This is a genomic window from Cyclobacterium xiamenense (genome assembly GCF_900109255.1).
Classification (GTDB): Bacteria; Bacteroidota; Bacteroidia; order Cytophagales; family Cyclobacteriaceae; genus Cyclobacterium; species Cyclobacterium xiamenense.
On sequence record NZ_FNZH01000014.1, the window covers coordinates 1 to 18,289 of the forward strand.

19 protein-coding genes, 1 tRNA gene and 1 rRNA gene are annotated in these 18,289 nt (G+C 43.7%); 7 read left to right on the forward strand and 14 right to left on the reverse strand.

The window, feature by feature from the left end:
- Together BMW71_RS22420 and BMW71_RS22425 are read right to left on the reverse strand one after the other, a co-directional pair.
- A 16S ribosomal RNA gene (locus BMW71_RS22420) occupies positions 1-299 on the reverse strand; the annotation flags it as partial.
- Between the two features lie 416 nt (positions 300-715).
- A tRNA-Arg gene (locus BMW71_RS22425) sits at positions 716-789 on the reverse strand.
- A 177-nt stretch (positions 790-966) separates the two neighbouring features.
- Here BMW71_RS22425 and BMW71_RS22430 point away from each other — a divergent pair.
- Positions 967-1,701 (forward strand): porin family protein, encoded by a 735-nt coding sequence (locus BMW71_RS22430; RefSeq protein WP_092178781.1) that lies wholly within the window; start codon positions 967-969, stop codon positions 1,699-1,701.
- A 44-nt stretch (positions 1,702-1,745) separates the two neighbouring features.
- Here BMW71_RS22430 and BMW71_RS22435 read toward each other — a convergent pair whose 3' ends face one another.
- Both BMW71_RS22435 and rpoN read right to left on the reverse strand, forming a co-directional pair.
- Positions 1,746-2,369 (reverse strand): PA-phosphatase, encoded by a 624-nt coding sequence (locus BMW71_RS22435; protein ID WP_244891283.1) that lies wholly within the window; start codon positions 2,367-2,369, stop codon positions 1,746-1,748.
- Positions 2,370-3,824, reverse strand: coding sequence for an RNA polymerase factor sigma-54 (gene rpoN, locus BMW71_RS22440; RefSeq protein WP_092178782.1), 1,455 nt, complete (start codon positions 3,822-3,824; stop codon positions 2,370-2,372).
- Positions 3,825-4,009: 185 nt separating this feature from the next.
- Here rpoN and asnS point away from each other — a divergent pair, with 185 nt between their 5' ends.
- The 5 genes from asnS to BMW71_RS22455 all read left to right on the forward strand — a co-directional run bounded on the left by asnS (position 4,010) and on the right by BMW71_RS22455 (position 6,998).
- Entirely contained in the window at positions 4,010-5,461 is a 1,452-nt protein-coding gene (gene asnS, locus BMW71_RS22445; RefSeq protein ID WP_092178783.1) for an asparagine--tRNA ligase, read from the forward strand.
- A 444-nt stretch (positions 5,462-5,905) separates the two neighbouring features.
- Entirely contained in the window at positions 5,906-6,091 is a 186-nt protein-coding gene (locus tag BMW71_RS23625; protein WP_143057737.1) for a hypothetical protein, read from the forward strand.
- A 13-nt stretch (positions 6,092-6,104) separates the two neighbouring features.
- Positions 6,105-6,281, forward strand: a complete 177-nt coding sequence (locus tag BMW71_RS23810) for a hypothetical protein (protein ID WP_177179741.1) — start codon at positions 6,105-6,107, stop codon at positions 6,279-6,281.
- Between the two features lie 3 nt (positions 6,282-6,284).
- On the forward strand, positions 6,285-6,434 hold the full coding sequence (locus BMW71_RS23815) for a hypothetical protein (RefSeq protein ID WP_177179742.1): 150 nt from the start codon (positions 6,285-6,287) through the stop codon (positions 6,432-6,434).
- A gap of 111 nt (positions 6,435-6,545) precedes the next feature.
- Positions 6,546-6,998 carry a hypothetical protein gene (locus BMW71_RS22455; RefSeq protein ID WP_092178785.1) on the forward strand — a complete coding sequence of 151 codons (453 nt, stop codon included), beginning with the start codon at positions 6,546-6,548 and terminating at the stop codon, positions 6,996-6,998.
- 7 nt (positions 6,999-7,005) lie between these two features.
- On the opposite strand, the gene BMW71_RS22460 is transcribed toward BMW71_RS22455, so the two are convergent.
- From BMW71_RS22460 to BMW71_RS22470, 3 genes are read right to left on the reverse strand one after another with little or no spacing between them, the layout of a single operon-like run.
- Positions 7,006-8,496, reverse strand: a complete 1,491-nt coding sequence (locus tag BMW71_RS22460) for a TolC family protein (protein ID WP_092178786.1) — start codon at positions 8,494-8,496, stop codon at positions 7,006-7,008.
- Entirely contained in the window at positions 8,489-9,799 is a 1,311-nt protein-coding gene (locus tag BMW71_RS22465) for an ABC transporter permease (protein ID WP_092178787.1), read from the reverse strand. Before BMW71_RS22465 ends, BMW71_RS22460 begins: the two co-directional genes overlap by 8 nt.
- A 44-nt stretch (positions 9,800-9,843) precedes the next feature.
- On the reverse strand, positions 9,844-11,175 hold the full coding sequence (locus tag BMW71_RS22470; protein WP_092178826.1) for an efflux RND transporter periplasmic adaptor subunit: 1,332 nt from the start codon (positions 11,173-11,175) through the stop codon (positions 9,844-9,846).
- A 207-nt stretch (positions 11,176-11,382) separates the two neighbouring features.
- On the opposite strand from BMW71_RS22470, the gene BMW71_RS22475 reads away from it, so the two are divergent.
- A complete protein-coding gene (locus BMW71_RS22475; protein WP_092178788.1) occupies positions 11,383-12,144 on the forward strand; it encodes a class I SAM-dependent methyltransferase in 762 nt (253 codons plus the stop codon).
- A 455-nt stretch (positions 12,145-12,599) separates the two neighbouring features.
- Here the strand turns inward: BMW71_RS22475 and BMW71_RS22480 are convergent, their stop codons facing one another.
- The 7 genes from BMW71_RS22480 to BMW71_RS22510 all read right to left on the reverse strand — a co-directional run bounded on the left by BMW71_RS22480 (position 12,600) and on the right by BMW71_RS22510 (position 18,089).
- Positions 12,600-13,694 carry a BF3164 family lipoprotein gene (locus BMW71_RS22480; RefSeq protein ID WP_092178789.1) on the reverse strand — a complete coding sequence of 365 codons (1,095 nt, stop codon included), beginning with the start codon at positions 13,692-13,694 and terminating at the stop codon, positions 12,600-12,602.
- 74 nt (positions 13,695-13,768) lie between these two features.
- Complete coding sequence (locus tag BMW71_RS22485) at positions 13,769-14,029, reverse strand: hypothetical protein (RefSeq protein ID WP_092178790.1); 261 nt, start codon at positions 14,027-14,029, stop codon at positions 13,769-13,771.
- A gap of 275 nt (positions 14,030-14,304) precedes the next feature.
- Positions 14,305-15,408, reverse strand: coding sequence for a BF3164 family lipoprotein (locus tag BMW71_RS22490; protein WP_092178791.1), 1,104 nt, complete (start codon positions 15,406-15,408; stop codon positions 14,305-14,307).
- A 62-nt stretch (positions 15,409-15,470) separates the two neighbouring features.
- On the reverse strand, positions 15,471-15,731 hold the full coding sequence (locus BMW71_RS22495; protein WP_092178792.1) for a hypothetical protein: 261 nt from the start codon (positions 15,729-15,731) through the stop codon (positions 15,471-15,473).
- 234 nt (positions 15,732-15,965) lie between these two features.
- Positions 15,966-16,685 (reverse strand): hypothetical protein, encoded by a 720-nt coding sequence (locus tag BMW71_RS22500; RefSeq protein WP_092178793.1) that lies wholly within the window; start codon positions 16,683-16,685, stop codon positions 15,966-15,968.
- A complete protein-coding gene (locus BMW71_RS22505) occupies positions 16,682-17,761 on the reverse strand; it encodes a BF3164 family lipoprotein (protein WP_177179743.1) in 1,080 nt (359 codons plus the stop codon). Before BMW71_RS22505 ends, BMW71_RS22500 begins: the two co-directional genes overlap by 4 nt.
- Positions 17,762-17,834: 73 nt before the next feature.
- Positions 17,835-18,089 carry a hypothetical protein gene (locus tag BMW71_RS22510; RefSeq protein ID WP_092178795.1) on the reverse strand — a complete coding sequence of 85 codons (255 nt, stop codon included), beginning with the start codon at positions 18,087-18,089 and terminating at the stop codon, positions 17,835-17,837.
- Positions 18,090-18,289 lie beyond the last annotated feature (200 nt).

Sequence of the window (18,289 nt, forward strand, 5' to 3'; positions counted from 1 at the left end):
CCTCTCAGAACCCCTAAGGATCATCGCCTTGGTAAGCCGTTACCTTACCAACTAGCTAATCCTACGCATGCCCGTCTTATACCGATAAATCTTTAATATACTAACCATGCGATCAATATATACCATGGGGTATTAATCCGGGTTTCCCCGGGCTATCCCCCTGTATAAGGTAGGTTGCATACGCGTTACGCACCCGTGCGCCACTCTCATGTCAACCGAAGTCAACAATCCCGTTCGACTTGCATGTATTAGGCCTGCCGCTAGCGTTCATCCTGAGCCAGGATCAAACTCTCCATTGTAAAGTTTGTTTGGCGTCTCTGATATACCTACTCACGTAAACTATACCAAGATCGCCTGTTGTCTCTGTGGCTCGAAGAAATTACTTCTGTTTTTATTTTTTGTCTGACAATACTTCAAAGAACTTAGTCCGACCTCTTATACCCCCTTTCGGAGCAGTCAACCGGCTTGTCCAAAACGCTCCAAAACACCCTTTCTCTGATGTCTTTTCCGTTTGGGTTTGCAAAGGTAGAAAAAATCCAACCCCAAACAAACTTATTTTAATCTTTTTTCAACGATCTCCGGATGCATTCGCCAACTCATTCCGTTTCCCCCCGTTTGGGATCACAAAGATGAACGCTTTTTTTGGGTAGGCAATGCAATTTTGCGTTTTTTTTAAGATTTTTTTCGCACAAAACCTGTAATGAAGCGAAATATGTGACCTCGCCAGGATTCAAACCTGGAACCTCTTGAGCCGTAATCAAGTGCTCTATTCAATTGAGCTACGAGGCCATTTCTTCTAAACGGAATGCAAAGGTAATGAATGCAAACAAAAATACAAAGCCCATCACCCAGGAAAGAATGCCGTTCGACCAATTTTAATTTAAGAATTATTAAGATGAATAACACGCCAAATCAAGCAAGATTTCATAATTTAGCCGATCAATTGAAAAATTAACGATTGTTTTCATGAAAAGACTTACCCTAATTTGCCTTTTACTCGCAGCTACTTTTCACCTACACGCTCAGGAAAAAGAAAAAACACCCATAGGCGGCCGGCCCAATATAAAAGGAGATCTGTTTCTGGATTTTGGTTTTAACCTGCTTAATAACCGACCGGAAGATCTTAACACCCGATTTATTCCATCCCGAGTGGTGAATGTTTACTACCAAACGCAGCTGCCTTTGGGCGAAAACTCTGGGTTTACTTTTAACCCCGGTCTGGGATTCGGCTTGGAGAAATTGGCATTTCAAGGCAACCAAACGCTGATTCCGGACCCAGCAAAAGGTGGCAACTCCAGTCAACTGGTTCCCATATCGGATATCTATGGGGAAAATATCCGCGTGGAAACGAACACCATGGCCCTTAATTACCTGGATATCCCACTTGAAATACGGTACCATGCCAACAAAAGTGACTACAATTCCGGCTTTCGCGTGGCTGTCGGCGGAAAGATTGGCGTACTATACAATGCGCACTCTAAAATCACTGTAACCGATAGCGAGGGATTGACCCAAAAAGTGAAAAACAGCCAGGATTATGGCTTGAGCCCCATTCGGTACGGGGTTTACACGCGTTTGGGTTTCCCCGGATTTAATGTGTGGGGATACTATGGATTAAACGGTCTATTTGATGGCGAACAAGGACCTTTTGGCACAGAGGCCACCCAGTTTAACTTCGGAATTTCCGTTGCCCTGTTCTAATGCCATTCCGGAAATCCCCGAATGCAACCTTACCGCCGTACATTTTAAGTTACCAACAGGGAATACAGCACAGAAAAATTAATTCCAAATCCCAGGGCAAAACCCGCATACACCTCCAAGGGCTTGTGCGCATTTAGGTACAACCTGGCCGTTCCTACCAGACCACTGATGACGATAATCACTAGTAAATAATAAAACATCGGTGGGGAATAAAACTTTACCGATAAGACTGCCACCAGAGCAACCCAGCCCCCTAAAGCCGTTTGGTGCGCACTAATTTTCCAAAAATAGGTAACCGCTGTCAAGGCCATGAGACTAAACGTGGCCAACCCAAGGGTCGCGATTAGCAGCTCATCGACATTTAATTTCCAGTAAAAGAAACCCGAAGTCATACAATAGAATATGCTGACCAGTACAAACGGAACCAGCCTTTCTCGTTTGTCGGGTAGGTGAAAGCTATGTATGAGATCAGAAAAACGCATCCCCACCAATCCCAGTAGCGGAACCAGAAACGTCGTAAACCCGACTAGCAGAGCGATTGACCATTTCGCTTCCCCGGGCACAACCGTCGCCTCCGGAACAATGTAAAATAAGGTAAGTACCATCATGGAGGGAATTAAAAGCGGTTGAAAGACCACCGAAACTCCCAATGCAAATTTCCTACACACCTATAACTCCTTTCTTAACCTGGCCACCGGGATCTGCAGTTGTTCCCTGTATTTGGCTACAGTCCTTCGGGCTATGTTGTATCCTTTCTGATTGAGTAATTTCACCAGTTTGTCGTCAGAGAGCGGTTTCTTTTTGTCTTCCTCTTCCACCAATTTGTTGAGTACGCTTTTGACCTCCCGATTACTAACATCCTCCCCTCCGTCGGTAGCGATTCCTTCCGAGAAAAAGTATTTTAGTGGAAACACCCCAAATTCGGTCTGTATGGCTTTGCTGTTTGCTACCCGAGATACAGTCGATATATCCATGTCGATTTTTTCAGCAATGTCCTTTAGTATCATGGGACGAAGTTTTGTCTCGTCCCCATCCACAAAAAACTCTTGCTGGTAATCGAGTATGGCCTGCATGGTTTTCATCAATGTTTGCTGCCGCTGTTTGATCGCGTCGATGAACCATTTTGCAGAATCCAGCTTTTGTTTAACAAAGGTTACGGTCTCCTTGAGCTTTTTATCTTTCTTGTCGCTCTTGTCATAGGCGTTAAACATCTCGGAGTAGGACCTGGACACTTTAAGTTCTGGCGCATTCTTTGAATTCAGAACTATTTCAAACTTGCCGTTCGTATTATTCAGGATAAAGTCGGGAATTACGTAATGATTTCGTACCATACCGTCCGAAATTCCTCCCGGTTTTGGATTCAACCGGGTGATACTATGAATCACCTCCTTAAGTTCCTCTTCTTCTATTCCTGCCTTTTTCAGAATCTTATCGTAATGCTTCTTGGTAAATTCCTCAAAGCAATGTTGCACAACAAAAATGGCTTTTTGTACCAGGGGCTCGTTTGTATCATCCCTTCGTTCCAATTGAATAATCAGGCATTCCTGAAGGTTTCTGGCTGCGATACCCGGGGGATCAAACCCCTGAATTTTAAGCAGGATCTCTTCTACCTCATCCAGGTCCGTCTCCACGTTCTGACTGAAAGCCAAATCGTTGATGATTGCTTCCAGACTCCTGCGGATGTAGCCGTCGTTTTCGATGCTACCGATGAGCTGCCTTCCAATCAACCGCTGCTGCTCGTCTAGTTTTAAAAAATTCAATTGAGAAAGTAGCTGCTCGTGAAGGGTAGAATGGCTGGAAATCGGCATTTCCCGATCTTCTTCGTCTCCGGAATAGTTCCCATCCCCCTGCATTTTGTACCCACCGTACTCTTCATTTAAATATTCGTCAATATTGATGTCTTTGTCTTCTTTTACATCCGGAACCTCCGTTCCCTCCGCAAATTCCTCTGCCTGAATGTCCGAATCGGACTCCTTTCCCTCCTCTAATGCAGGATTGATCTCCAATTCCTCCTCAATCCGCGCTTCCAGCTCGGCCGTTGGCACCTGTAAAAGCTTAATAAACTGTATCTGCTGAGGAGATAACTTTTGGGATAAGATCTGATTTAAATTCAGTTTTTGCATATATTCTTTGACCTGGTATGGGTTAGGTACGTGTAAATCAGGGGCTATCGAACGGACGTCCCGCTTTCATTCTTCAAATTTAGGAAATAAGATCAAAATTTTGATAAAAAGCGTATTATATCGTTTTTTTGCATTCACTTTACACACAGTCCGCATAGGTATTCACTTCAATAGAAAAACGAATCATGTCATTTAACAAACGAATAAAAATTAAACATTTAATCGAAAACACCTACACAGGCGAGACTGTAACGGTAATGGGCTGGGTACGAACCCGACGCAGCAACAAGCACGTAACCTTCATCGCCTTGAATGATGGTTCCAGCATTCAAAATTACCAGATTGTTGCAGACCCGGAAAAAATCAACGAAGAACTACTCAAAAAAGCAAATACGGGTGCCTGTCTTAAAATTACCGGTACGGTGGTCGCCTCTCAGGGTAGTGGCCAACAATCGGAAATTCAGGCGGATCGGATAGAAATCCTGGGAGAAGCGGACCCGGACAAATACCCCATTCAACCCAAAAAACACTCCCTGGAGTTTTTGCGAGAAAACGCCCATTTGCGGGTCCGAACCAATACGTTTGGCGCCATTTTTCGTATTCGCCACCATTTGGCTTTTGCCGTACACCAGTATTTCCACCAAAAGGGATTTTGCTACCTGCATTCGCCCATTATCACTGCGTCGGATGCCGAAGGGGCCGGAGAAACCTTCCAGGTCACCACGCTGGATCTAAAAAATCCACCCAGGGACGAAAACAACGCCATCAATTTCAAAGAAGATTTCTTCGAACGCGCAACCAACCTTACCGTTTCTGGTCAATTGGAGGGGGAACTCGCAGCACTGGCCCTCTCGGAAATCTATACCTTCGGGCCTACCTTCCGGGCGGAAAACTCTAATACAACGCGCCACCTGGCCGAATTCTGGATGATTGAGCCGGAGATGGCATTTTACGATGCGGAAGACAATCAGAACCTGGCGGAAGATTTCCTACAGTACATCATCGGCTTCGCGCTGGAAAATTGCCAGGAAGACCTTGCCTTTCTTGACCAACGCGCGGCCGAAGAAGAAAAAAACAAAAAGGCTGAACAACGCAGTGAACTTGGCCTGCTCGAACGCCTTGAATTTGTGACCAAAAATACCTTTGTACGCATCAGCTACACCGAGGCATTGGATATCCTGCGAAACTCCAAACCGAATAAAAAGAAAAAATTCACCTACCCCATCGACGAATGGGGTACAGACCTGCAATCCGAGCACGAAAGGTACCTGGTCGAAAAACATTTTAAAAAGCCGGTGATCATCACCGACTATCCCAAAGCCATCAAATCGTTTTACATGAAGCAAAACGAGGATGGAAAAACAGTGGCTGCCATGGACATTCTGTTTCCGGGTATTGGGGAAATCATTGGCGGTTCGCAGCGGGAAGAAAGATTGGACAAGCTGACCGAACGAATGCAGGAATTGGGCATTAGTCAGGAGGAAATGTGGTGGTACCTGGATACCCGACGCTTTGGCACGGCACCCCACGCCGGCTTTGGACTGGGCTTTGAGCGATTGGTCCAATTTGTCACCGGAATGAGCAATATACGGGACGTAATTCCCTTCCCCAGAACACCCGGCAACGCCGAATTTTGAGGGAGATCGTAACCCGGAGCCGGTAGCCTACGCAAAGGATAGGAACCCCTCTCCGGCATGATTCGGACTCATTGCCTTAAATCTGCTACATAATCTCATAATCTCCGGGTAAAAATAGCACCCAACAAGCTGTCAGGGTTCATCTACTCTACGCGTCTACGCGAGAGGTTGATTGAATAGCAACCAAAACCCATCACGTATGCAGACCATAAGAATAAATCGGCAACGCCTAGGTATAAAGGTGCGAACAAAAATTCAATTTAGCCATCAGAAGACGCTCGCAGATTAAAACAGCTGCCTTGGAGGTAGGCGTATTTTTGTCCGGAAGTATGCCTCCCCCAGGGAAATCGACCGCAGATCAACATAGAAGAAGATAACTGGTACATCAATAGAGATATTACCAATCCCGGTTCTCCTGAGGAGCGCCTGCTACTGAATGTGGGGATGGTCACTACCGTTTTTGAGGACAGGGGGGGAATCGAAAAACAAGTGGATGCCGTTGACCCGTGGGAAAACACCCAAACCTTTATCCATCGCATCCCCGAATACCTGAGCCTCGGAGTGAATGGGTTTGATAGTTCGCTTCAGGGGTATTACCCGGCTATGAGGGGGCCTCAATACCGCTTTTGAACCGAATGGCGCGTTGAGAAAGAAGTACATGCAAGGGGTGGAGAAAGTAATCGTTGCAGCGGATCAAAAGGGAACGTTTATTATTCTGTCCTGTTTCTACCAACGGCAGCGGGACGATGATTTCACTTTGGAAAACAAACAAGCCATTAGTGAAGCCGTTCGGAATACCGCCAACTGCCTTTCCAATTAGGAAATGCCCATAGAAAATCACCAAAAAAAGGTGGTTCGGAGACCGGAGGCAGCAGGACCTTACGACCTACGAGTGGTGGTATACGCCCACGATGGAAGGCTGTTGTACCAGTCTGCTCTGGTAGCTATCGAAGTCAGTCCGACGACAAAATAAACGGCTGCAGATAAAAACCCCGATACATCAAGTCCGCAATTTGTAACAATCCGGTTCCAGTTTAATTGCGGTACAATAGGAAATAGTTGGGTTTAATTCATATATTAGTAAGTGGAAAAATTTCTTAAATACCTAAAAATTGAAGGAGTTGGTGGTCATGTCATCCGTATTTCTCTGGCCTGCCTTCTTTTGTTTGGTGGATTTACCAAGTTAAAACTCATTGGGGCCCTGGAATACAGTCTTTTTTGGGCCATTTTACTGGCCGGGATCGAAACCTTCGCGGCGTTTGGATTACTGATCCATTACAAAAAGCCGCTGATCGGGATGGTTGGGGGCATACTCGCCCTATTGTCCATCTTTATTCGGGTGGTCTTCTCCATCGAATGGGTGCGCGGTCATATCCTCCAAACGGATTCCTTTCTTTCGGCGCTTAACTCCATTTTTGGCATCTATAACAACGGTCTCTTTCACATCGCCCTGCTTTTTGGCGCAGCCATTTACTGCCTGGGCAATTCCTTTAAAGCATACGTTGCTGAGCGGATTACCCGCCCTTGGCCTCATTAAACTCGGTTTACTCTTCCTGGAAACTCATTTCAGGGCTGTAAAGCAACTCCTTATTCTCAAAATCGTAAAGTGTCAGCCTTCTGAGCTCAAAATACGCCGTCCAATAGTCTCTTAGGGATTCAACGTAACTCCTCCTGTTTTCATCCTTTTCGCGCTGGGCTATTCCCAAATCGGTAATGGATACATTTCCGCTCTGGTACCTGCGGAAGGATATTTCGTACCGTTTGTCGGCAACCTCATCGGATGTCTTCGTGATCTCCAGCCGATCTTTGAGCATGATAAAGTTCCGAACCCGGGTGAAAATTTCCTGCTCGAAATTGATGATTTCCTGCTCAATTTCAAATTCCGTGAGCTTTTGATTGGCCTTTGCCATGCTCATCCTGGCTTTGTTGCGCCCCCAATCCAAAATGGGCACGCCAATGCTCAGATTTACCAAGGCCTGGGTGTTGGGATTGGAATAGATGTCTCCCCACATCAAGGCCGCCTTGTTGTACCCGTAGCTGGCGTTCAAATTCATCTGAAAACGTTGCCCCCTTGCCTGGGCTACGTCTGCCTGCGCCTCCATTCGCTGCCTTTCGAAACTAATAGCATCGGAGCGGTTCTGAAACGCATATTCGATTGCTTGTTCCACATTGACCTCAAAATCCGGGATTTCATCCGGTAACTTCAGATTTAGGGTCGTGCTTTCGTTCAGCCCTATGTAGGATTTCAAGCGAAGGGAAGATGCTTCCATATCCAACCGAGCCTGTGCCACATCTTGCCGCGCTTCCAACACCTGTAATTCCACCTGCAACAATTTATCTTCATAGGTAGTGCCGATATTGTACCGCCCTTGTTCGATTTTTAAAATCGCTTCGGAGTTTTGAAGGTTCTTTGTAGCGATGTCCAGGTTTACCTGGGCCACCAAAAAATCAAAAAACATCTGGGTTACCCGTTCGCTGATCTGTTCCATCTCCTCTACAAATTCTCGCTTACTCTCTTCATAGCGAATGGGTTCAATTTTTCGATCCCACTTAAAGGGGTTAAAGGCAAAAATGGGTTGGGACAGGCGAATGTTTACCGGAACGCCACTCCACCGCGTCTGACTTTCGGAATCCGAGGCCAGAAAATTGTCAAAACGGTTGGTCGAACTGTTGACGGAGATGATGCCACCCGTGGGCCCAATTACCTGGCGGAGTCCCAATTCCAAATCCACCAAATTTTGCCTCACTTCCCGGAACTCAATGGTCCCGTCCGGTTGGGTGACGTTATTGAAGGCCTGCGAATACTGCGGCAGGGTGCCTTCCAGGCGCAACTGGGGGTTAAAATTGGATTGGTACAGGCGATAGCTCCAGTACCGGTTTTCTCTTCGGGTATCCGCATTCAGGGCAGCCGGAGATTGTTGTTTAGCCCGTAAAATAATCTCTTCCAGGGTATACGAAACGACCTGCTGGGAATGGACAGAAAAAATGATCGCTAAAAACATAACGATCAGGTTTGGTAGAAATAGTTTATTCATAGCGTAAAGAGGTTATCGGATCCTGGCTAGCGGCTCTCTTGGCTGGGGTAATACCAAAGACCAACCCTACTGTGGCTGCCACTCCAAAAGACAATACAATGGAGCTCAGGGTAATTACAGTAGGAAAATCGGCAAAAGTGGATACCAAATGGGCCAATACGATACCCAAAATCACACCTATCAAGCCACCGGAAACACTGATCATAATGGATTCAAACAGAAACTGATTCACAATATCGTTCTTTTTTGCTCCTAACGAAAGCCTTAGGCCAATTTCTTTTATTCTTTCCATTACCGACGCTAACATGATATTCATAATACCGATTCCTCCCACCAGCAAAGAAATCCCCGCGATGGCTCCCAAAACGATATTAAAAATGTTTTGGGTCCGTTGTTGCTGTTTGAGCAATAGTTCGGGAATGGTGATCTCAAAATCCACTACGTTAAAATGCCTCCGTTCCAGCATTTTGGCCAAAACCTCCGCAGTGGGGTTAAGCAATTCGCTTTCCGATACCTGAATGACCATCTTATCCAGTTGGTGGTAATTACTGGATCCGCTATTGCTATCGTTTAATCTCGATTCGGTGACCAGGTCCCTATTTTTATAGCGGATGAGCATGGTTTGAATCGGTACGTAGACATCCATATTGAAGTCCCGGATGCCTAGCTTGGATATACTTGATTCCGAAACGATCCGCTCTTCCAAAATACCGACTACTTCCAACCATTGGCTACCGCTCTTGATCTTTTTGCCAATCGGGCTTTCATTTGGAAAAAACCGTGCCGCCACGTTTCTCCCAATGATGCAAACGGGGTCTCCCTTTACCAGATTCTTTTCACTAAACATTCTGCCGGCTCTCAACTTAAAATCGAGCACGTCAAAATACGCCGGGGTTACACCCACCAGCTTGGCAGATCTTCGGACGCCACTTTTTACAATATAGGTGTCCAATACGATTTCCGGGCTGATCTTGCTGATTCCAGGGATGATCTCACGAATGGCCTCGGCGTCTTGTAACTTCAGGCCCGGAGAAAATTTACTGCGCTCCTTTTCTAAACTACTACTCTCGTCCAGTTGCTCTTCTACCTGCTCTACTACCGGTACCACCACGATGTTGTTGACACCTACCAGCTTGATCTGTTCCATGATTTCCTGCTGTGCTCCGGTACCGATGGCCAGCATGGCTATGACAGCTGCGACCCCAAAAATAATCCCCAAAGCGGTCAGCAGGGAACGTACCTTGTTAGCCAGTACTGCCTCAAAGGCGATATAAAAATTGGCTAAAAGCCTCTCGTTAAACATAGGTTTGATTTAGATAAGGAATGGTACTTTTTAGCGATGTCTGTTCAGGGAGCTGGCGTGGACCTTCGTTGACCGAAGGACGGGACTTCCGCCACAGGCTCCTCATCCTTATTGTCCAGGTTTCGTTTGCCGTTCAGTTCTTCGAGTAAATTCACCGTCAGGTTGCTTCCCCAATTCGGTGTATTTAAGTAGACATAGTCTCCGTCATTCAGTCCCTTTTCAATGACCACATCGTTAGCATTGGTCATCCCTAAAAGAACTTCCTGCTTGACACCGTTCCGAAGGTATACGTAATTTATGCTATCGTTTTCTACATTGACGGCCTCCAATGGCACGTACAGTACCTCATTTAGCTGGTCGGCAATGATGGTATTGCTGGAAGTCATAGACGGCCTGAGCATGGGATCACTCTCGTTGACGATTACCATGACTTCAAAAACTTTTGCATCTGAATTTGGCCGTTGTTGCCCCACATTGGCCACTTTGGTTACCTCGCCGGTATATCGTTTGTCTGGAAAAGCATCCATGCCTAATTCCACCTTTTGGCCCACTTTTACCCTGCGGATGTCTACCTCATTGACGTAGGTAATACTCTGCATGGTCGTCAGGTCTGGGAGTGTGGCGACGACGGGATTCCAGGAACTTATCTGAGAACCTTCTTTCACTTTACTACCCCTATAATCGACATAAATCACCATCCCATCCTGGGGTGCAGTCACAACGAATTTATCCAGAACCTCAACCATTTGTTCCACTTCCAACTCATCTTCACGAAGCTTGGCGGCAATTTCCATCATTCTGGCTTTTTCCTGAAGACTCTTGATTCGGTAGCGTTCCCTGGCTTGATCAAGCTCTCTTTTGGCTTTTTCTACGTTGTACTCGTTTTGTTTAATGATCGCAGGCGGCTCAAACTGAGACTGCTCCAATATCAATTCCTGTTCCTGTACAATGTACTCCTGGTTGAGGATATTGTCTCGCTCGACCCGAAGATTCAATGAGGTATCCAATTGAATCTGTTCGTATTGTGCCCGGGTTTGCTCCAGATCCAGCCTTCTGTCCTCCAGACGGCCAAACAATTCTGTCTTGTCGATGGAACAAATAAAATCTCCCTTCTTTACGACCGTGCCTTCGTCCACCATTTTGTCAATGGTAAAATTGCCAATTCTAAATCGACGCGCTTCGGCGGGGCCAAAGACTTGTACCGATCGCAACGCCTCCAACTCCCCGGAAGTAGTAATTTCTACCCGAAACTCCCCTTTGTTGACGGTAGCCAGTATATCGTTCTCCACTCCCGCACTCCCAGAGGCAAAAAAGTAATACAGCGCACCGATAACAATCACACTTCCAATGGCTACGTAAATTAAATTCTTTTTCATTTTCCTGTTATTTACTGGTTCAAAGGTAACTTTTTCGTCAATTAAGTCCTTCCCAATGAGCATCTTATTTGTCCATTGACATAAAAATGTAATTTCAAGGCTAATTTTTTCGTTTTTAGTTTGCATTCGTCGCCGTATCGGAAAAACACATTTCCTTAAATTTTCGTGAATCGTACGCCATTCCCATTCATTCGCTATATTTGCCGCATGAAAGCAGTGATAAGTTGGACGATCCGATACATTCCACGGAAATACCTACAGCTTTTCAGCCATTTTTTCTTACGATTGGCTGCGGTGTTTTACCGCGGAAATACCGTCCAATGCACCATTTGCGAACGAAGTTTTCGGAAATTTTTGCCCTACGGAAGAGTAGGTAGAGACAATGCGCTCTGTCCAAACTGCCTGGGCCTGGAGCGGCACCGGCTCATGTGGCTGTTTCTCAAACAGAAAACCGATTTTTTCAAGAGTCCCCTAAAAGTACTGCATATCGCCCCGGAATTGTGCTTTTTGGATCGATTTGAGGCGATGGATAACCTTGAGTACATCACCGGCGATCTGGAATCTCCCCTTGCTAAAATTAAAATGGACATTCACCAAATCCCCTTTCCGGACAATAGCTTTGACGTGGTTTTTTGCAACCATGTACTCGAACATGTGAAAAGCGACATAGATGCCTGTAAAGAAATCAATCGGGTACTAAAACCTGGCGGCTGGGGCATTTTGCAGTCCCCCGTATACGACCTGGATAAAACCCTGGAATACCCCAGCATCACAGATCCTGTCGAAAGGGAGCGGGTTTTTGGCCAACGCGACCATGTTCGGAAGTACGGAAAAGATTATGCCAGCAGACTCAGTGCTTCCGGCTTAATCGTTTCCGAAAACTCGTTTGTCAAAACTCTGGACAAAGAATTGGTGAAAAAACATGCCCTTCCTGAAAATGAAATGATTTTCTTTTGTCAAAAAGGGTAAAAATTACCTTTCTTAAATTAGAGGTAACATCTCCTTAAAACAACCAAATCGTCACTAAGAAACCTTATTATTGGGAGAGAATGGCGCATAAAAACACCGATTAAATCGTCACTGCAAACTTTATTTGGTAGGTTTCAGATTTGGAAAAGAGTGTGTGGTAGTCTTTTGTCCCCTGGGCTTTTCGAATTCTTCCACGATATTCTCCACTCCAAACACTCTTTGATCTTTCTGATGACACTTTTGTTTAAAAACTGTAAATCAATGGGTTGACACCCCATGTATTTCTGACTCTTCTCTTTCCAATCCTACTTCTAAAACGAAATTTCAGCAATTTGAGCGCAGAAGCGCACATTTTGCAAGCAGAAAAAATAATGGAAAATACCCGAACCCTACAAAAGCGGTATTTCATAGAAAGGAGCTTAAAATCAAATCGCTTCAACTAGCCTATCACCTGCCTATTCTGTGAGCAGCGAACTCTCCGGCAAGGCAAAGGCAACAACATTGGGCTCCTCATCTACGGTGAGTCCATAGATGATGCTATTGTCTTCATCCACAGTAAATCCGGTTAGCGGGTAGTCTAGCGAATACTGATGTACAATTTTTCCTTGGTAATCAAAAACAAAAATCCGATTCAATTCATCAGGATCACTGATGTTTCGAAAGCTTTTACCCAGGTGAAGCCCGTATATTCGTTCTTTCCCGGCAAAACTGTCCAAATACTTTACCGTAAGTGTTTTCATGTTCATAGCTGCCATGGGATAGCCCCTACTGTAGTCCACGTCAAATTCCGGAACTTCATCAACGGGACCTCTGATAGAAAGGATCTTTCCAGATGCCTTATCCAATACATCGATAAAATCCCGTCTGGATCCTGCAGCGATAAATTTACGTTTATCGGGAGAGGCTTTTAATCTTCCCTGATGTATACTGCTTATCACATTGTAAGGAACATCTTTGCGATCGATCATACTGTCCCAGGTACCGTAGGCGGCCAATGTATCCCCTTGCAGCGACACCTCAAAATACTTATCGTTACCATCCACCATCGTAACCAATAAGCTGGTATCTGATGCCCAGGTCAAATCAGCTACATAATGGAAAATCTCTTCCAATCTCAACTGGCTTTCTGCCAATTTGGAAGTCCCTTCATTAACGGAGTACTTTGAAAAAAAAGTTTGTTCCAAATCGTAGCACCAGAAGCTTTCTTTTTCAAAGGCGGGTTCCAATTTCCATACCAGGGTTGCTTCTCCCGGACCAAGGCCATTCTTCCCGGTACTGCGGATGTATTTTTCGGATTGTATGTCAAGGATATGCAAAAGATCGCCATTGCTTCTTTCACTTACCACCAGGTAATCTCCCAAACACAAAATATTTCTCGGGTTTGTTATGTTGGGGAAATTGTACTTTTTCCCGACCAAGGCTATCGGATCCGGAAGATCCTTTTCATCAAAAACAACGATTTCTTCGATTTCGTTTTCCTCCGATGCGGGAGAACAGGCAAAGCCTAAAGCGAAAAATCCAACTAGAAGGGTTAATTTATTGCGTATCATTTCTTGAGAATTGATATCAAAATCAAGTTGAAAGGGAGTAGGACATCTTTGAAGCCTACTCCATTAAAAGTTAGTTAAATACAGGTATCATCATTTGGCACCCAAATGGAGTCTGCAAATTTCAACCCAATTGGGTGCGGACAGGAGTCATTCCACGAGCAACATACGCCTCCATATTCATTAGAACCCGCAATCGCCTTCTCCAAGGCCACGTCCTTTTCCGAAAACGGTGCTTCCGTACCACTGACGCCAAACTGCCAGCCAGCTACCAGCATAACCGCTACAGCTCCACAGGCTGCCATTAATTTTCTTGAATTTTTAAGCCATGTTTTCATGTTTTTTTGGTTTAATGTAAAACATTGATTGAATGGCACTTAAATTGGTAAAAAAAAAATCACACCTGCAACTATTCTTTTAAAAAATTTACAAATAATCTGTTTTAAAGCGCATACGGGGGATTTAGGTTTCAGCATAGGAAATCATAAGAGTTAACCATTTACCCTGACAGTTGAATTGGCTTTCCTATTGGAAAATTGCTTCAAAATATCCCTCATCAAAACAGCTTATTTGTTTGGCTTAAATTTAAGGGAAAACAAAGCCGCATTTACTACTAATCATTGTAATCAAAAATCACCACATTCGGATCCTTATCGGATGAAATACCAAAAAAGCGCTTGTTTTTCTCGTCCACTGCCAGGGAAAACAGGGCATGGTCCAGCGTATAAGTTTTTACCAAACTGCCGGCATAATCGAACACATAGATTTCTCTGGCCGTTTCACCTTCCTGAAAGTAAGCATCCATGGACTTCCCAAAATATAGAGCATAAATGTATTTTTCTCCTGCCACAACATCCTTATAATAATGTGATCTGCTCATATCCGTGAATTGCGCCATGGGATATCCTGCAGAATAGTCTACCTCAAATTCCGGGATATTATGTTCAGGCCCGTGAACAGAAGTGATCTTTCCGCTGGGTAAGTCCAGAATTTCAATATAATCTCGTAATAACCCAACTTTCACGTATTTTCTATAGTCTGGGCTTATGGTGGATTTTCCCTGGTGAACAGAACTCACCACATTGGGTGGAGGAGAGCGGTCTTCCAGCATTTGGCTCCAGGTGCCATAGGTGGAGAGCTGATTTCCAAGTGTATCATAAATCTGGAATTTTTCGTCTCCATCTGCCAATTGACATATAAGCGTACTGTCCGAATTCCACAACATGTCCACAGCCAAATACATACTTTGAGGCTGCTTAAAAGCTTTTTGGTACAGATCACTGGATGATTCCAAATCAAACAAGGCAATCAATTTTTGGGTATGGTCGTAAACCCAACATTCGTTGACCGATTTCCCTCGCTGTAATTGATAAGCAGCAACAATTTCCCCTGGACCAAAACCGTCTTTACCCGTTGTATTAATCAGCCTTTCACTATTCGGATCGACCACGTGCAGGTGGTAGTCCAAAACCTTGCGCTCTCCCACTACCAGGTATTTACCTGTCCAAAGAATAGCATTGGGGTTTAGCAAAGCAGTTAGATTAAGTTTTTTACCTTGAAGAGCATCCAGCGCTGGAACATCTTCAGGACCAAAGTTGCGAATACTATATTCGATATCATGTGATTTCTCAGGTGGGTTTCCACAAGAAAAATTAAGACCTGTTAAGAAAAGTAATAATAGCCTATATAAGTAAATTTTAATCATATATAAATTCATAAAAGATACATTAATTGGAGAAATAAAAACGATTTATCTCTCCAATTAATTAAAAGTTAAAACTAAAAGCATTCGGTATAACCTCCATACCAATAGGAATCAGCAAATTTCAGACCTATCGGGTGATTACAAGACTCATCCTCAAACTGACAACAAAGGCCCCCATATCCACTCCCCGCAATCGCCTTCTCCAACGCCACTTCGCTTGCGGAAAACGGCACTTCCGTACCACTAACCCCAAACTGCCAGCCGGCCACCAGCATAACCGCTACAGCCGCAAAGGCTGCCATTCCTTTTTTTGAATTGTTAACCCATTTCTTCATGTTTTTTTTGGTTTAATGTAAAACATTGATTGAATGGCACTTAAATTGATAAAAAAAAAACGAGAGCTGCAACTATTCTTTTAAAAAATACTGAAAAAAATTTACAAATAATCTGTTTTAAAGCGTATACGGGGGATTTAGGTGAAAAAAGCATCGAAAAAAAAAAGATATTCCGTTTAGGCCATATTGGAAAAAGGCAACACTCACCAGCAACAGGGATTTTTAAAAAGGTTATTATTGATTTCTCTTGATCAAACGGACGGTATCGGAAAGCGGGGATATTCCCGGCACCCATTTTTTGGAATAAATTCCTTCTTTGGCTTGTTTGGTAGGGACGACCTCATCATTTTCATTTACATAAACAGGCTCATTTACATGAAACCACTTTATACCTCCACTTTCTGTCTGCTCGACGATTACACCTCTTACTGCACCCGCAATACCCATCGCAGTAGTCCGCTTGTGCAATTCGCTTCGGTAGCGATTGAATGGATCTGTATTGATCGGACTTCCACCGGTTAAAACGATTTCGTTATTCCGGTTTAAAAGCATGGTTTGTCTTGATCTTTCATCAGAGATTTCATTTATGTCAAAAACCCGGTTTCCTTTGTCATGGAAAAACGGATAATCCATCGCCATTTCTTCAAACCAATAGTGCTTAAAATTCACCATATCAGAATTATCCCTGACTACAAACACAAATCCGATGGAGTCCGTGTCCATACTGCCTATAAAATACTTCCAGACTTCCGCTTCCTTGTTTAACGAGCTAGCAAGTGGATCAATGAATGCAACCATCTTTAATGGCTTCTCCAAAGGTGTTTGCTGTGTTTTTCCTGCCACCTTAAATGTCTTTTCAGGTAACTTGAATGCCTTAAGGGTATTGGAATCCTGTCCATAGCTTATCTTTGATAGTATCCCGAATAACAAATAAAGAAATGTCAATCTAATCATTTTGGATCAGTTAAATTATAGGCAACCAGGGTAGGATCTTCTTCAAAAGAAGCGGTATATAAGATTTTATTTTTGCTATCCACAGCGATGGAGCGCGTCGGCTGGTCTAAGTTATACTTTCTAATAGGTTTTCCTTCCCAATCCAGGACATAAACTTCATTTGATAGCCCGGAATTCATCATGCTTTTTCGGGAACTCCTGTCAATTTTCTTTCCACTATAAAGGAAATAGATAAACTCTTCAGTAACCGCAACGGAGGTATATTCATAACGCAATTCTTCATTTCCAACGACTGCCATCGTTTCCTTAGTATGGCTTACTTCAAGTGAGGTTTCCCCCCAGGAAAACTTATTTACTTCGATGGTGTCTTTTTTAATGGTAAGAATTCCGAATTCAGGAACCTTGGACATCCCATATACCGCCATGTTCTTCGTTGGATGGTTCATGTAAAAGGATTGATTGGCCATTGCCATGGACGGGCCTCCTTTGTAGGCTTCGCCTTCGATAAGTTCCTGATTGGAAATTTGGTAGGCACAAAACCTTTTGTGCAACATACTTCCAACAATGTATCCGTTTACATGTACCGTACTACCCATAAACCGTTTTTCTCGTTGGTCCATGGTAAATTTTTCTTTTGGTTCATCAGATCCATTTTTTAAATCAAAAACATCGTAAATATAGTAGTGTACGTTATCTGTGAGAAATAATCTATTATTTGGGTGGTCTACAGAAAAATAAAACGCATCACTTAATAGTTCGTTTGGCCCTTCACCCTTTTTACCAAAGGGTCTTACCGATTGGTCTCTCAAATCAATAAGTTTATAGGTATAGTCTCTATCCGGAAATTCATTGACCAAAATTAAACTGTCAAAGAAGGTCATGTTGAACATATAGCTTAGTGGCTTTCCATTTTCCTGAAGACGAATTCTATTACCGGTCAACTCAATGACTTCTGCATTTGCAAAATAATCTTTGAAATTTTCTCCTTTATTTTCAACTTCGCAAGAAGGTAAAATTATACCCGTACCAAGAAAAATTCCTGTTACCGATAGCATTCTCAAAATTAATTTCTTCATTTTCATAGTGAAAAAACAAACAAGTTTCTCATCAAAATTTTAAATCAGGATTGAGAAACTTGTCGTTGATTGATTAGATGCAAATGTATTCTCCATAATATTCCCTATATACAGGAATATATTGAATCGTGCACAAATCCGGAAAATAGATTACCTCGCAACAATCTGCGCTCCCACTCCCCGCAATCGCATTCTCCAAGGCCACGTCCTTTTCCGAAAACGGTGCTTCCGTACCACTGACCCCAAACTGCCAGCCGGCCACCAGCATAACCGCTACAGCCCCACAGGCTGCCATTCCTTTTTTTGAATTGTTAATCCATTTCTTCATGTTTTTTTAGTTTGAAGTAAAACATTGATTTAATGGAACTTAAATTGATAAAAAAAAAATCACACCTGCAACTATTCTTTTAAAAAATTTACAAATAATCTGTTTTAAAGCGCATACGGGGGATTTAGGTTTCAGCATAGGAAATCATAAGAGTTAACCATTTACCCTGACAGTTGAATTGGCTTTCCTATTGGGAAATT

Coding starts and splice junctions, on each gene's coding strand:
- BMW71_RS22430 (WP_092178781.1), top strand. CDS start 967: ATGAAAAGACTTACCCTAATTTGCCTTTTACTCGCAGCTACTTTTCAC.
- rpoN (WP_092178782.1), bottom strand. CDS start 3,824: ATGCAAAAACTGAATTTAAATCAGATCTTATCCCAAAAGTTATCTCCT.
- asnS (WP_092178783.1), top strand. CDS start 4,010: ATGTCATTTAACAAACGAATAAAAATTAAACATTTAATCGAAAACACC.
- BMW71_RS23625 (WP_143057737.1), top strand. CDS start 5,906: ATGGTCACTACCGTTTTTGAGGACAGGGGGGGAATCGAAAAACAAGTG.
- BMW71_RS23815 (WP_177179742.1), top strand. CDS start 6,285: ATGCCCATAGAAAATCACCAAAAAAAGGTGGTTCGGAGACCGGAGGCA.
- BMW71_RS22460 (WP_092178786.1), bottom strand. CDS start 8,496: ATGAATAAACTATTTCTACCAAACCTGATCGTTATGTTTTTAGCGATC.
- BMW71_RS22465 (WP_092178787.1), bottom strand. CDS start 9,799: ATGTTTAACGAGAGGCTTTTAGCCAATTTTTATATCGCCTTTGAGGCA.
- BMW71_RS22470 (WP_092178826.1), bottom strand. CDS start 11,175: ATGAAAAAGAATTTAATTTACGTAGCCATTGGAAGTGTGATTGTTATC.
- BMW71_RS22475 (WP_092178788.1), top strand. CDS start 11,383: ATGAAAGCAGTGATAAGTTGGACGATCCGATACATTCCACGGAAATAC.
- BMW71_RS22480 (WP_092178789.1), bottom strand. CDS start 13,694: ATGATACGCAATAAATTAACCCTTCTAGTTGGATTTTTCGCTTTAGGC.
- BMW71_RS22485 (WP_092178790.1), bottom strand. CDS start 14,029: ATGAAAACATGGCTTAAAAATTCAAGAAAATTAATGGCAGCCTGTGGA.
- BMW71_RS22490 (WP_092178791.1), bottom strand. CDS start 15,408: ATGAATTTATATATGATTAAAATTTACTTATATAGGCTATTATTACTT.
- BMW71_RS22495 (WP_092178792.1), bottom strand. CDS start 15,731: ATGAAGAAATGGGTTAACAATTCAAAAAAAGGAATGGCAGCCTTTGCG.
- BMW71_RS22500 (WP_092178793.1), bottom strand. CDS start 16,685: ATGATTAGATTGACATTTCTTTATTTGTTATTCGGGATACTATCAAAG.
- BMW71_RS22505 (WP_177179743.1), bottom strand. CDS start 17,761: ATGAAGAAATTAATTTTGAGAATGCTATCGGTAACAGGAATTTTTCTT.
- BMW71_RS22510 (WP_092178795.1), bottom strand. CDS start 18,089: ATGAAGAAATGGATTAACAATTCAAAAAAAGGAATGGCAGCCTGTGGG.